Origin of the sequence: Shewanella mangrovi, from assembly GCF_000753795.1 — a bacterium.
In the GTDB taxonomy this organism is placed as follows: Bacteria; Pseudomonadota; Gammaproteobacteria; order Enterobacterales; family Shewanellaceae; genus Shewanella; species Shewanella mangrovi.
In genome coordinates this window covers 60,814-75,103 of the sequence record NZ_JPEO01000001.1, presented here as the reverse complement: position 1 = coordinate 75,103, position 14,290 = coordinate 60,814, and the positions used below count along the sequence as shown (strand labels likewise).

At 48.5% G+C, this 14,290-nt stretch carries 11 protein-coding genes and 1 tRNA gene; 1 reads left to right on the top strand and 11 read right to left on the bottom strand.

Annotation, left to right across the window (positions count from 1 at the left end; genetic code table 11):
• Window positions 1-16: 16 nt before the first annotated feature.
• The 4 genes from HR45_RS00345 to HR45_RS00330 all read right to left on the bottom strand — a co-directional run bounded on the left by HR45_RS00345 (window position 17) and on the right by HR45_RS00330 (window position 6,344).
• Entirely contained in the window at window positions 17-1,411 is a 1,395-nt protein-coding gene (locus HR45_RS00345; protein WP_037438587.1) for a sensor histidine kinase, read from the bottom strand.
• A 78-nt stretch (window positions 1,412-1,489) separates the two neighbouring features.
• Entirely contained in the window at window positions 1,490-2,500 is a 1,011-nt protein-coding gene (locus tag HR45_RS00340; protein ID WP_037438585.1) for an AAA family ATPase, read from the bottom strand.
• Between the two features lie 66 nt (window positions 2,501-2,566).
• Entirely contained in the window at window positions 2,567-3,241 is a 675-nt protein-coding gene (locus HR45_RS00335) for a response regulator transcription factor (RefSeq protein ID WP_037438584.1), read from the bottom strand.
• A 91-nt stretch (window positions 3,242-3,332) separates the two neighbouring features.
• On the bottom strand, window positions 3,333-6,344 hold the full coding sequence (locus HR45_RS00330; RefSeq protein WP_206537869.1) for a TonB-dependent receptor domain-containing protein: 3,012 nt from the start codon (window positions 6,342-6,344) through the stop codon (window positions 3,333-3,335).
• Between the two features lie 432 nt (window positions 6,345-6,776).
• Here HR45_RS00330 and HR45_RS00325 point away from each other — a divergent pair, with 432 nt between their 5' ends.
• Window positions 6,777-6,965: a hypothetical protein gene (locus HR45_RS00325; RefSeq protein WP_037438583.1), complete on the top strand. Its 189-nt coding sequence runs from the start codon at window positions 6,777-6,779 to the stop codon at window positions 6,963-6,965.
• A gap of 73 nt (window positions 6,966-7,038) precedes the next feature.
• Here the strand turns inward: HR45_RS00325 and HR45_RS00320 are convergent, their stop codons facing one another.
• The 7 genes from HR45_RS00320 to tcdA form a co-directional block, all read right to left on the bottom strand.
• Window positions 7,039-8,544: a DHA2 family efflux MFS transporter permease subunit gene (locus HR45_RS00320; RefSeq protein WP_037438582.1), complete on the bottom strand. Its 1,506-nt coding sequence runs from the start codon at window positions 8,542-8,544 to the stop codon at window positions 7,039-7,041.
• On the bottom strand, window positions 8,544-9,764 hold the full coding sequence (locus HR45_RS00315; protein WP_037438581.1) for an HlyD/EmrA/EmrK family protein: 1,221 nt from the start codon (window positions 9,762-9,764) through the stop codon (window positions 8,544-8,546). The genes HR45_RS00320 and HR45_RS00315 overlap by 1 nt, the downstream gene beginning before the upstream one ends.
• 30 nt (window positions 9,765-9,794) lie before the next feature.
• Entirely contained in the window at window positions 9,795-10,259 is a 465-nt protein-coding gene (locus HR45_RS00310) for a MarR family transcriptional regulator (RefSeq protein ID WP_037438579.1), read from the bottom strand.
• A 351-nt stretch (window positions 10,260-10,610) separates the two neighbouring features.
• Window positions 10,611-10,697: transfer RNA gene (locus HR45_RS00305), tRNA-Leu, on the bottom strand.
• A 543-nt stretch (window positions 10,698-11,240) separates the two neighbouring features.
• The gene (locus HR45_RS00300) at window positions 11,241-11,852 is read right to left on the bottom strand and encodes a superinfection exclusion B family protein (protein ID WP_037438577.1); all 612 of its coding nucleotides are present in this window, start codon (window positions 11,850-11,852) and stop codon (window positions 11,241-11,243) included.
• Between the two features lie 131 nt (window positions 11,853-11,983).
• The gene (pepT, locus tag HR45_RS00295; protein ID WP_037438575.1) at window positions 11,984-13,210 is read right to left on the bottom strand and encodes a peptidase T; all 1,227 of its coding nucleotides are present in this window, start codon (window positions 13,208-13,210) and stop codon (window positions 11,984-11,986) included.
• 93 nt (window positions 13,211-13,303) lie between these two features.
• Window positions 13,304-14,095, bottom strand: a complete 792-nt coding sequence (gene tcdA, locus HR45_RS00290) for a tRNA cyclic N6-threonylcarbamoyladenosine(37) synthase TcdA (RefSeq protein WP_037438574.1) — start codon at window positions 14,093-14,095, stop codon at window positions 13,304-13,306.
• Window positions 14,096-14,290: the final 195 nt, after the last annotated feature.

Genomic DNA, 14,290 nt, shown 5'->3' with positions numbered 1-14,290 from the left:
AAGTTGGTTAATACCGCTAGTGAAAGTGGATAATAAACTCTGCGCCACCGCCCTGTGCATTCATGGCACGCACATCGGCTTGATGCAGTTGAGTAATCGCTTTCACAATCGCTAACCCGAGTCCATGACCGTTACGGTTTGGCGGAAATTTGGCGAATGGTTCAAACAAGGCATTGAGCTTATCTGGCGGAATACCGGGGCCAAAGTCACGCACACTTAAATCGCCTTGCTGATTCAAATGCAGCAGAACTTCGCTATCTGGTGTCGAAAACGACACGGCGTTATCCACTAAATTGGCGATTGCCACTTCCAGTAAACCTTCATCACCAAGCAACACATAAGCGGACACGTCAGTGGTGAACTGCAGTTTCACGCCGGCCTCTTGGGCATAACTGCTGCGCTCTCTCAGCACCCGCTGGCAACACTGCACCAGATCGATTTCTTGTTCTAACGATTTAGGCCCACCGATGCGCATCAAACGTAACAGTTGGTTCACTAGGCTGATAAGGCGTCTAACATCCCCCACCAGCTTGTCTTTAATGTCACCATCATCGAGCATTTCCAACCGTGTACGCAGTACCGTCAGTGGCGTGCGCATTTCATGGGCGGCGGTCGACAGGAAGAAGTTATGTTGCTGCTGAGTAGCATCCACGCGGGCAATCATTTCATTCACCGCTTGCACCAAAGGCAAAACTTCAGCGGGCATGCCTTTTTCAGGCAACTTTTGATCAAGTTTTTTTGGATCGAACGAATAAGCGACATTGGCCAGCTTGCGCATCAGCCGCAGATTAAAAAACAGAATCAAAGCAGTGATAAAGAACACGCCCAGCGAGTTAATTAAGACGCTGCGACTACCGCTCCACACCATGCGCTGGTAATAATCCCACACTGTGGTTTGTTCTTGAAACACTGGTGCGCGCACCCCAGTAAACTCAAGGTAAAAGCTTTGGTTATTACAAAAACTGTATTGGATAAAGCCCGCGCCTTGCGGCTCATCCAGTTGCTGCATGTAATAACTGCATAACGGCGTATCTGTTAACGGCTGGTTAGCAACATCCACTTGGTCGAGTTTCAGCGTGTAATAGAAACGCGTATCAGCATTACTAAAAGTTTGCCCGTTCACCCGCAAGTAATAATGAAAGTCTGGATTTTGCTGCAGAAATGGGGTGAATTCGGCTGGAAACTGCACGCTCTTAGCCGTGCCGCCGTTGAGCTGTTGATCGATAAAACTGCGTAACTGCTGACGCACCTTCTCTACCGTGTAGTCCTCGGGGCTACTCTTAGAAAAGTCCACATTCACAATTGGCTGTATGGCGAAGTAATAGATACTCGCCAGAATAAACACCAAAGATAAAATCAACATCTGCCCGAATATGGAACGATGCAAATTTAACAGGGTTTTAAATTTCATCACATGGCTCAATCGTGCTCATCCTTGAAGAGTGAAATACTGACCACACTGGCATCAATGACAGTACGGCAACAACGGTTATGCCTCATTGGGCAAAGACACACTCGCTAATAACTCAGCAATAATGCTGGCGGTATCAATATTGGCAGCTTGGGCCTGGAAGTTGGTCACAATGCGGTGACGCAATACCGGCAAAGCGACTCGGCGAATATCATCGCAGCTTACCGCAAAACGGCCATGGAGCAAGGCCTGCACTTTAGCAGCCAGCATCAGGCTTTGAATGCCACGTGGTGATGCGCCCAAACTCACGTAGCGATTGACGGTCGCAGAGGCATAATCACTTTGAGGCTGAGTCGCCATCACTAAACGAATGGCATAGGTCTTGGCCGCATTCGGTACTGGCACCTGACGCACAATATCGCGCAAGCGGCATAACGTAGCGCCATCCGTCACCGGGTTAATCTCGATCTGCTCACCGCTGGTAGTCCGGTCAATAATGGTGTGGTAATCGGCTTCTGTGGGATAACCCACCACTAACTTAAACAAAAAGCGATCCAGCTGCGCTTCTGGTAGCGGGTAGGTACCTTCCTGATCGACCGGGTTTTGCGTGGCCATCACACAAAAGGGTTCAGGCATTTTCAAGGTCGTGCGCCCAACGGTGAGCTGCTTTTCCTGCATCACTTCCAACAAGGCTGACTGCGTTTTCGGCGTGGCGCGGTTGATTTCATCTGCCAACACTAGGTTAGAGACAATCGGCCCCTGCTGAAAACTAAGTTCATGGCCACCACTGGCATTTTCAGTCAACACCGAGGTGCCGACGATGTCGGCTGGCATCATATCTGGCGTAAACTGAATACGGCTGAATTCGACATTCACCGCTTTACTCAGCGCGCTCACCAACATGGTTTTGCCCAGCCCTGGCACGCCTTCCAGCAGAATATGTCCACCTGCCATCAAGGCCGTCAGCACACCTTCAACCACATCTTGCTGACCCACAATCATACGACCCACTTCCGCGCGGATCGCCTCAAAAACCTGTTTAAACTCCACCGCTGCGGCTTGGGCGGATACCACTGTATTCGTTTGCATATTCCGATTCTTTTACGTCAGATTGTGTCCATCATGCGCTGTTTTGCTTGTCGCAACCTGACGTGGTTATTCACCGCTGACAAGGCTATAGCCCATGCCACGAACGGTTTGGATTTTGATGCTGTCGGTGTGTTCCGCCAAGTTTTTCCGTAGCCGACTCACCTGCGACTCAAGCGAGTTAGAGGTGACAAACTTGTCAAAACCATAAACACGCGACTCTAACGTTTCGCGCGTTACGAGGCTACCGGGGCGCGCCATGAGTGCTTCTAACACTAAGGCTTCAGTACGGCGCAGATTGAGCGCTTCGCCATCAATACTAAATGCCCGGCTTTCCACATCATAATGCAGGCAACCAAAGGTTTTGATATCCCGCTGCGCTTTCATCGGCTGCCTTAACGCGTTACGAATGCGCGCTAACAATTCACGCGGCTCAAACGGTTTGGCAATGTAATCATGGGCGCCAGCTTCCAAGCCACGGACGCGATCATCGACGTCACCTAGCGCGGTCAACAAAATCACCCGCTGCGGCCGATGATGTTCAGTAAAAAAGGCCAGCATCGACATGCCTTCACCATCCGGTAAAAGTCGGTCGAGCAGCACTAAGTCAAAACTGTTTTCTAAAATTGCCGTTTTGGCAATCGCCAAGGTAGGCGCTAAATCTACGACAAATCCCTGTTTTTCGAGGTAGGCCACCAGCGTTTCAGCAATGTTGATGTCATCTTCTATGAGCAACAAACGCATTTTAATCTCCTGGTGTTTAGTGAGGGCTGACAATAGAAACGCCCCGAAAGCCATGTTCGGGGCGTTTTTGTCAGTTAGACACTCTCGTCAATTAGAAGTCGTATTGAAGCTCCAACGACAGAGTACGCCCAGCCACATTATAGCGTGCAGCATCATAAGGCAGTTGTTCTACCACCACAAATGCCGGTTGCTTGTCAAAGATATTACGGCCAGCAAAGTTCACTCGCAGACTGTTAGTCAATTGATAAGACATGGTCAAATCAAAGGTCGTCATTGACGCAACTTCGCGTTTAGCATCCAAGTTTGACTCTTGACCAGCATAGATCTGTACATCGTAATCGTTGATGTAAGTCGGCAGGTAGTAAGCCCACAGGGTCGCGCTGAAATCGTTATATTGGTACTGCAAAGAGCCGGTCAGTTTATAACGATCCACACCACCTAAGTGACCCACATCCGACATCGGCTCGCTACCAGCAAACACTTTGGTTTCTGACTTCAGGTTGCGAATGTAAGTCAGGTGCGGTGTAAAGGTACCGAAATCGGTGTAGACGTAGTAACCCAGTTCATACAGCAGTGAAGAGTATTCAGAACCTGACATGTTGAAGGTCAAGTTACGTACGCGTTCAACACGGCCGTTTTCATCACGTGGGTAGAAGTCTTCGATACCGGCGGTGGTTTCAAAACGCTCGTAATGGTTCAGATCATCCAAGTCTGCGTATTCGTTATCGATCTTGGTGTTGTTATAGGTCACATCCAAGGTCAAACCTGACAATGCACCACCTGGCAACCACGACACAGTGTACGATTGCTGTTTCGAAGTTTGCGGTTTCAGGAGTTCATTTGGCGCAGTCGTACGCGGCACGTAATAACCGTATGAATCACCCCAGTCGAAATCACAATCACTGTTAGCACGGCAATCATACAGCGGATCGTTAGTTACCGCGGCGTCATAGGTCGATGAACCAGTAATGCTGAACAGTGAAGTGTATGGCGGTGCCTTAAAGCCTTCACTCCATTTCGCACGAACGGTTACTGAATCAATTGGTTGCCAGTTAAAACCGTAGCTTGGGGTCCAACGGGTAAAGGTGTTTTTCGCATAAACGACTTCACCACCTTGGTCGAACGGAATGCCATCCACAGTCCCTACAGCGCCGGTGGTTGAGTAGCTATCACGACGTGCTGCTAGGTTAAAGGTCAACGCGCGCATACCAGGGAAGTTCAGCTTGTGGCCAAATACTGGAATGTTAGTTTCCGCAAAGAAACCGTTACGAGTACGGTGTACCGCTTCACCTGTCAGTACTTTCACTTCATTACTATCAATGCCGTCATCGTTATATTCACCACCAATTGCGTAGTAGATTTTACCCGCTGGCAGTTCCCACAAGGCGCCGTTTAAACGCAGCTCGTAGTTTTCTAAACGTGAACCACGATCTTCGTTGCTATGACGATAGAAGAAGTCATTGATGCTCGCGCCAGTTCCATCAGCGCTCGATTTCCACGGGTTGAACGCCAGATTAGGATCTGAACTGGTCATCGCCGTACATTGGCGATCAAACAAGTCTTGATAGAAGGCTAACTCATCACCTGTGTAACGACCACGCTCTAGCTGGAAGTTAGAGCAGCGATAGCCGTTAGGCGAAGACAAATCTTCACTGATTGACACGATATTATCGTAGGCATAACGCGCGCCCTTAGTGGTAGCACGTGAAGTGGTGTAGATAAACTCTAACTTAGTATCTTCGTTAAATTTGTAGCTGATACCCGCGTTTAAGCTCCAGTTATCAGCAGTGCTATCACTGTAACCGTATGGCAGGTCACCATTTGCCAGTTCATCGGCTGGATAATAATAAGCAGTTACGCCAGGGTTCCAAGAACTGAACTGATATGCTGGGAACGGGTTGTAGTATTGTCCCGGTGCCATGTTAACCGTCAGACCAGAGGCTTCTATTTGATCTTGGCTTGATTCGCTACGGGTAAACAAACCGGTACCGTAGATGCTCAGTTTGTCAGTCAACTCTTGTTCAAAGTTAACAGTGATGCTTTTCGATTCAGTATCCGGACCACCTACACGAGGTACAAAGTCACGACGCGCTTCGCCGCCCACGTCCACAATATCATCCATGGTTGGACGACCGCCGGTGTAACCATCGCGAATAGTGTAAGCACTGACGTTATTAATATAAGCGTCTAAGTCCCAATCGTAGTAGCTGGTAGAATTATCAACTAATCCAGGCTGACTACCATCAGAGAATGAACGACGGTCCCACGATGGATCGCCATTATAGTGGCTTGAGTAATCGTTGGTGGTGTAACCGGTTTTAGCGTTGATCACTGGCTTACGTTTGCTGTAATCCAACGTCATCGAGATGTTACCGGAATCCCAACCATAGCCAGTGTATAAGCTAAAGCGTGAGTTATCGGCGCCGTTGTTTGAATCTTCGTGCTGCACTGTGACAGTTGTGCCAGAGAAACCGCTTTTCAGAATGAAGTTGATAACGCCGCCCATAGCGTCAGCGCCATATACTGCGGATGCACCATCAGTGGTGATTTCAACGCGTTCAATCGCACTTAGCGGAATACCATTCAGGTTCACAAAGCCATCTTGAATACCAGCAGCGCCGGCCATACGGCGCCCGTTAACCAGAATCAGAGTACGACCCGCGCCCATACCGCCTAAGTTGGCAGCAGAAACACCTAGTGCACCGATGGAAGACATATTGCCAGGACTGCCGTCTGCTACCGCCAATGGGCCATTAAAACGACCATTAGCCATACCGCCGATGGTGGCCAAGTTTTGTGGCAGCGTGCGGATCAGCTCTTCAACGCTGGTAACACCGCGCTTTTTGATATCTTCTTCAGTGATAATGGAAGGTTTGGACACGGCACTACCATATTGCAGGCGTGAACCCGTGACCAAGATATGCTCATCCGTTTTCTGCTTTGGCGGACGAACTTGGTCTTTATCGTTTGCCGCAGCAGCCTCGGCAGACTGTGTAGCATTCACTTCAACGTTGTTATCATTGTTGGCTGCAACAGCGTATGAGCTGTTAAAGCCCAATACCGCTAACGCTACCAATGACAATTGGAATTTGTTGGTGCTCACCTAAGTGTTCCTCCCGATTATTCTTATATAGATTTGTTGATTCGAAGCTTTTGCGAATTTTTAATCAGTTGTTTCATTTTTGTTTCATGCTCGAATAACAGTCTTATAACGAATAAACCTTGCACCAACCTTGCAAGCCAAAGATCGCGGCGCGATCGGCCGCGCATTCCAGAGGCGAATCTTGCTAAAACCACTAAGAGAACGCAAGTCCACCAGCGCTTATCAGCTAGCGCGATTTTGTACTGCTCAATCACTGTACATTTTAATAACAACTCATTTCACAACAGCGAGTTAGTACAGCGCTGTCTATCAAGATAGTCACCTGTTTGGCAAAGCGCCCACTCACAGCAGCTCGACGAGAATTTAGCCGCAAAATGGCGCATTTTGACTAAACTTAATATGACGATAAATCAGCAGACAATGGAGAACGTTATGATCCCTCCAGAAGTTGAAATGAAGATCCAAGCCAATAGCAGGCACATTAAAAGTTTAGCAACGCGTATTCACCAGTTGGAAGAAATGCACTTAGCTGAACCTTCCAACGCCGACTACGTAGAGATGCAAACTCAGCAGAAAAAGCTGGTAGATGAAAACCGCCACTTACTTGAACAATATAAATAGGAGGGCAATGATTGGAACAACTCAGTAACGAGAAAAGCCAGCAATCGCTGGCTTTTCTCGTTAGCGCTAGGGCTTAATGAGCGCGAAAGAATGGTGGCTTAGCGAACCAAATAATCACTATCAAGCCCACAAACATCCAGCCCAGCAAGGTGAAATAATCGATCGTCGACATCATCACCGCCTGTTGCTGCAGCAAGCCTTCCACCTGCGCCAAATTACGCTGAGTAAAGCCACCTAGCTGCTGCAAATAATGCTGCGCATTTTCATTCATCACACTGATATTGTCGTTGAGTTGAGCGCGGTGAAAGATCTCGCGGCGATCCCACAACCAAATGCTCAGCGATGACGCAAAACTACCACCCAACACCCGTAAGAAAGTGGCCAGCCCAGAACCATCAGCAATTTCGTGGTGTTCTAGATTAGACAGCAAAATGGTAGTCAACGGCATAAAGAACAGCACGACACCAATACCCATAAACAGCTGTACCAAGGCAATAGAAGCAAAATCTACCTGCAAATTAAAACCGGCGCGCATAAAGCAGGATGCGCCAATCACCACAAATGAACCGGTAACGAGCAAACGTAAGTCCACTTTATGGGAATATTTCCCAATTAATGATGAGGTCAGCAAGGGGATTACCCCCATCGGCGCCGCCGCTAGCCCAGCCCATACGGCGGTGTAGCCCATATTAATCTGGAGCCACTGCGGCAAAATCAGCGCAATCGCGAAAAATGCGCCGTAACCCAGTACCAGCGCAATGGTACCAGTGGTGAAGTTACGATCGCGGAACAAACCTAGATTAACAATCGGGTGTTCACTGGTGAGCTCCCAGATCACAAACGCAATCAAAGTGACTAGGGATAACAGCCCTAATGACACAATAAAGTGAGAAGAAAACCAATCGAGATCGTTGCCCTTATCCAACATGATCTGCAGCGCACCGACACCGATGACCAGCAGTGCAAGTCCACCAAAATCAATGGGGTTGCGTACCTTATCTTCCTGACGGCCGCGCATCTGCATAAATACTACTAGGGCTGCAAAGATCCCGATCGGCACATTGATATAGAAAATCCAGCGCCACGAATAGCTGTCGGTGATCCAACCGCCAGTGATTGGCCCGACAATGGGCGCCACGACCGTCACCATCCCAATGAGAGCTAACGCAAGGCCGCGTTTTTCCCGTGGGAAAATCGCCATCATCAACGTCTGTGACATCGGAAATAGTGGCCCGGAAAAGAACCCCTGCAATGCTCGAAACAGAATCAGCTCATTCATCGACTGCGCCATACCACACAAAAACGAGGTGATGGCGAACATAATCACTGAGCCTAAAAACAGTCTGGTCTCACCAATAGTACGCGACACCCAGCCGGTCAGCGGTAAGGCAATGGCATTACACACGGCGAACGACGTAATCACCCAGGTGCTTTGATCTGATGAAACGCCCAAGTTACCGGCAATAGTGGGCAAGGCAACGTTAGCAATGGTGGTATCAAGCACCTGCATAAATGTCGCTAACGATAGCCCTAAGGTTGCCAGCCCCAAACTTGGCGGCCGAAACTGATAACCATTCATTAGTTAGCAGCCTTGGCTTCCGCCACAATGGCATCGGTGGCACTAATACCGTTTTGTTCGAGGATCTGCCGTACGAGCTGATGCGCTTGGGTTAATTGCTCATCATAAATATCGGTACTGAAACGTGGCTTGCTCTCGGCGCGCTGTGCCAGTAATGGGCCATTAGTATCTTTAAGCTGCACGGTGACGAGCGTGGATAAGCCGATACGCAATGGATGCTGCTGTATTTGCTGCGGATCGTCGATCTCTACGCGAACCGGTAAACGCCGCACTATTTTGATCCAGTTGCCGGTAGCATTCTGCTCCGGTAGCAATGCAAACGCACTGCCCGTGCCGATACCTAAACTGCTAATGTGCCCTTGATAGTGCACATCATCACCATAGAGATCTGCCACAATATCCACCGGCTGACCAATGCGCATAGCCTTCATCTGACTCTCTTTAAAGTTGGCATCAATCCACACCTGCTGCAGCGGCACCAGCACCATCAACGGTGTCGCGGCAGACAACTGTTGTCCCAATTGCACCGAACGTTTGGCGATATAACCAGATTCCGGCGCCTTGATTTGGGTGTATTGCAGATTCAGATACGCCGCTTGCAGCTGCGCAATAGCACTTTTTATTGCCGGGTGATTGGCGATGCTGACGCCTTCAGTCAAGGCTAACTTGGCATTCAGCGCTTGTTTCGCCACGCTCAATTGGTTCTCAGCCGCCTGCAGATTGTCCCGATAATGAGTGACTTCCTCTTCCGAGATCAAATTGCGCTTGGCGAGCTTCACTCGACGCTGATAATCCGCTAATGCCTGCTGATAGTTCACCTGTTGTACCCGCAACTGTGCTTGATAGTTATCAACGTCGTTGTACAAACCGCGGGTCTGGCGCACCACATTAGCGAGATTCGCCTCAGCACCATCAAGAGCAATCTTGGCATCGCTCTGCTCAAGGCTCACTAATGTTTGCCCTTTTTCGACATAGTCCCCTTCTTCGGCAAAGAGTTGTGTCACGGTTCCGGAGATTTTTGGCGCGATGCTGATGAGATTACCCTGCACATAGGCATCGTCGGTCTCTTCATAAAAGCGACCATACTCTTGATGATAAACATATGCGCCAATACCTGCTGCGGCGACACAGAATAATAAGCCCAGCAAGTACACTTTGCGTTTACGGGATTTCGTAGTCGCAGGCGCGCTTGCTTGCTGAGTAGATGTTTGTTCAGCCATTAGGGTCTCGTTCAATCTAGCTTTAAAAAATTAGTCCTGCGGTTCCAATACACCGCCCGCATACAAAATCTTGCGCAACAACTGCTCCAGCAGCGCGATATCTTCATCATCTAATCCCTGAGTAAATTCATTCAGTACTTCAGCGATAAACTCGGGCATTTGCTGGCATAGCGCCTCGCCTGTTTCGGTAAGCTGCAGCGCAATCTTGCGTCGATCCTTAGCATCGCGAATGCGTTGTAACAGTTGCTTTTGTTCCAATCGATCTAACATGCGCGTAATGGCGCCACCATCCACCGATAAGCGCTGGCTTAACACACTGCAGCTCTCGACATGGTCTCGATGGATCAGCATCAACACCTTGAACTGCTGCGCCGTGATATCCAGCGGTAACAGATGGCGGGTCAACACACGATCTTTGTACTGATTCACCAGATGCAATAGATGCCCGAGTGAGAATGGCGTTTGTTGGATCTTACTTGCAGAGAAATATGCCATATCAATATTTGCCTAGGCAATTAAATAAAAGTTAATATATGCCGCGTTGAGCAAGAACGCAATCATCGTTGCGAGTTAATCGCATTCGAATGGAACAAATACTGCAACAATCACGGCTATGAGCGAACGTTGGTCGCTAAGCTGCATTACGCCCAGCATGCTCATTCGAGCACTGATCGATTTCAGATGACTACAGCAAGCAAACCTTCAGTATTGAGAGAGGTCCCAAAAGGCAGGATGATATGAAAAGGCGCCGCGGCGCCGTATTTCCATCAATTGAAGTAATACGGATTGGCGAATTCCAGGCACAAAAAAACCGACTTCCGTCGGCCTATTATCTCTTAGAAGATATGGTACCAGAGGACGGACTCGAACCGTCACGCTTTTAAGGGCGGGGGATTTTGAATCCCCTGTGTCTACCAATTTCACCACTCTGGCACATATTGTAAGTCGCTTTAGCATCGTGTACTGCAGCGAACGAACGGAATTATACATTTGCGTTAACGAATCGCAAGTGCTTTGACAGTCTAAAATCGCAATTAAGAATCAGATGTCTATTTTTTCTTCGTCAAAGTCCAATTTAGCAGCGCCCTGACGTAATATTCACCACAAAACAAGCCCCTGCTGACACACTTCCGTTAAAACCGACAATCAAATTGCTTGTTTTTTGAACTACGGCTAAATCCGCAAAAGTTGCTGACGAATAGAATGAAGGAATACACCAGTTAGTGACCAAGATCGCGCTTAAGCTGAGTAAAAGCGCTTAAATTTTATCACGGCTTTACAACAAGAGGAGCAGTTTGTGGACCTCAGGCCATCTCGCTGAGCTCCCTTAGATGTCACCGCTGTTTTGCCTGTGAGTAATGGGCGGAGCAAAACACCCATGCAGTGCGTCGCTTGTAAAGCTTGTCTATCGTTAGACTGAAATCCTTCTTAAAACGACACTTTTTATTTTTGGGCAGCTTAGCTGCCCGTTTGTTTTTAGGCAGCGTGTTTACGCACTTGTGTTACGTTGGCGACAAACGCCGGACGCGATCTCATCAACTGTTGCAAATCATCCTGGCTCATCTCACCTGATGGCAAACGCAACACACGACGATTTAAATATTTACGCGCATACACGGAAATTTTGAAGTCAGCGGTCGGCCCCTGAATAGCATAGTGACGTTCGTTACCAACACATTCCAGAATATGGTGTTGCAGTAAGCTCTGCACCACTAAGTCGTCTTGTGGCAGCGTTAAAATTGACGTGCCTTGAATAAAGAACTCTCGCAGCAAAGCCCTTTCGGTAGGATCGAGCAACTTCACTTTCTCGTCCACCTGTTCGGCAATGCGTTTACCACGAAGATAGCGAATCGCTTCATCGAGTAAAAAGTTCACCGCCAGCACACCGACATAAGCCAATGCGCCCATCAATGCTAATGCGATATAGGGCGTAAATTCCGCGACTAAACTATCCAGCTTCAGCGTGGCGAGCAGTGAATTGGGCACAAATAACAACAAGGCACCTAACAGCATGACCCACATTGAGCTCGGCAACAGAATACCGCGCAAAGAAAAGTGTTGAGGTACAGACAAGTTCAATCGCTTCATAACAATTTCCAGTGTCAAAAAAAGATCGCTGGTTGATCAAAAGCAAGTCTGATGCCAAATATTGAAATTCTGAGAAACAAATACGACCACTAACGCTGTGCTAGCATCAGTGGCCGTAGATCGAGGATGAGTTAGCGGTAACGCTGTGTGGCAAGCTTAGCAATATTGATAATGACTTCCGTCGCCTTCAACATAGATTCAAGACAGACAAATTCATGTTTACCATGGAAATTATGACCGCCTGCAAACAGGTTAGGACATGGTAACCCTCGGTGTGACAGCTGTGCCCCATCAGTACCGCCGCGAATGGGTTGAAGATCGGCATGGATGCCCGCCATCTCCATCGCTTGGGTCGCGATATCAATGACATGTGGCACAGGTTCAATCGCGTTTTTCATGTTGAGATAACTATCGCTAATCTCCACCGTTAAACTGCCGGCGGTCAACTCATCATTATATTTGGCAACGACATCATGCAGCCATGTCTTACGTTGATTGAATTGTTCGCCATCAAAATCACGGATGAGGTAAACCAGCTGCGCCTGCTCGGTGGAGCCTTCCATCGAGATCAGATGGAAGAAGCCATCATATCCTAGGCTATGCTCTGGCGTATCATGCAACGGCATCTTGGCATGAAAGCGACACGCCATGGTCATGGCATTAACCAGCACACCAAAAGCAGCACCAGGATGACAGGCATTACCTTTCGCCGTGATAACAGCTGTCGCCGCGTTGAAGTTCTCACATTGCAACTCCCCCACCGCACCACCATCAACGGTATAAGCCCATTCAGCCGCAAAACGCGCTAGATCAAAATGGCTTACGCCTAAACCAATCTCCTCATCAGGGGTAAAGCACAATGAAATCTCACCGTGAGGAATATCAGGATGCTGGATTAAGTAATGCAGTGCAGTCACGATCTCGGCGATCCCCGCTTTATCATCAGCCCCTAGCAGGGTGGAGCCGTCGCTGGTGATCAAGGTCTGCCCGATATAACGCAACATCTGCGGGAATTGCTCGGGTGAGAGTTGTTCCCCATCCGCCAAGGGCAGAATCTGCCCTTGATAGTTTTCAATAATTTGTGGCTTAACTTGGCTGCCACTGTAATCAGGTGAAGTATCGAGGTGTGCAATAAATCCTATTGTGGGCACATCCGCGACGGTGGCAGGGACTTTCGCGTATAGGCAACAACTATCACTAAGATAAATATCACTAAATCCCAGTTCAGTTAGTTCTTGTTGTAACAGCTTTGCGAGTTGCCATTGTCCTGCTGAACTTGGCGTTTGCGTGGAACGACTATCAGATTGTGTGTCTATTTTGACGTAACGCAGAAAGCGTGTAAGAAGAGCTTGTTGCATAGCGCTGACTCTATCGCAAGAAGGTGGCTGGATTCTAGCAACAACCTTCTAAAATGCGTTTAGATGCAGATCATATTTTTGGCTTAAAAAATGTTAAACAGCGGCCAATTTTTGCAATACCCGCGCCACCGCATGAAAGCCAAAGGTACCGGTAACGACGGAAACTGCCCCAAAACCAGACGCACAATCCATGCGCATCGTGCCCGTCAGTCCTTCTTTGGTCGCACACACAGAACCATCAGCTTTCGGGTATTTCAGATGCTCAGTGGAAAACACCGCGTCCACGGCAAATTTGCGTTGCACATTTTGACTGAAGCCATATTCTTTGCGCAGTAAACTGCGGACTTTTGCAAGCAATGGGTCCTGCACTGTTTTGGCTAAGTCAGTGAGTTTGACTTGCGAAGGATCGATTTGACCACCAGCCCCACCGATCGTCACTATCTTAATTTTATTACGCTTACACCAAGCAATCAGCGCCGCTTTAGGTTTTACCGCATCAATGCAATCAATCACATAGTCCGGCGCATTATCCCGAGGTAGATATTCATTGAGATTGTCGGCGGCAATAAAATCCTCCAACTCGGTCACCTCACATAGCGGATTAATCGCTTGGATCCGCTCCGCCATGACGGCCACCTTAGACTGGCCAATGGTCGAGGCCAGCGCGTGGATTTGACGATTAGTATTGGTGACGCAGACATCATCCAAATCCATCAGTTGAATCGCGCCAATGCCACTACGGGCCAAGGATTCCGCCACCCAAGTACCCACGCCACCAATCCCTACCACCAGCACTTTAGCCTGAGAGAAAGCCAATAATCCTTCAACGCCGTACAAACGGGCGATACCACCAAAACGTTGCTGATAGAGTTCGGATTCAAACATAGATGTGGACAAAGACAGGTTCTCAAATCGAATTAAACAGGAAAACGGCCAATCTCACTGGGCAATATTGGCGAGTGCTGCTTATTCTAACCAAAAGCCCGCGTAAGCTGAACTCAATAATGTGAGCTCTATCAACCAAATTGCGCTATCGGGCACAAATAAATCTAAAAATTTCTACTTTTCGATAATTTCGTC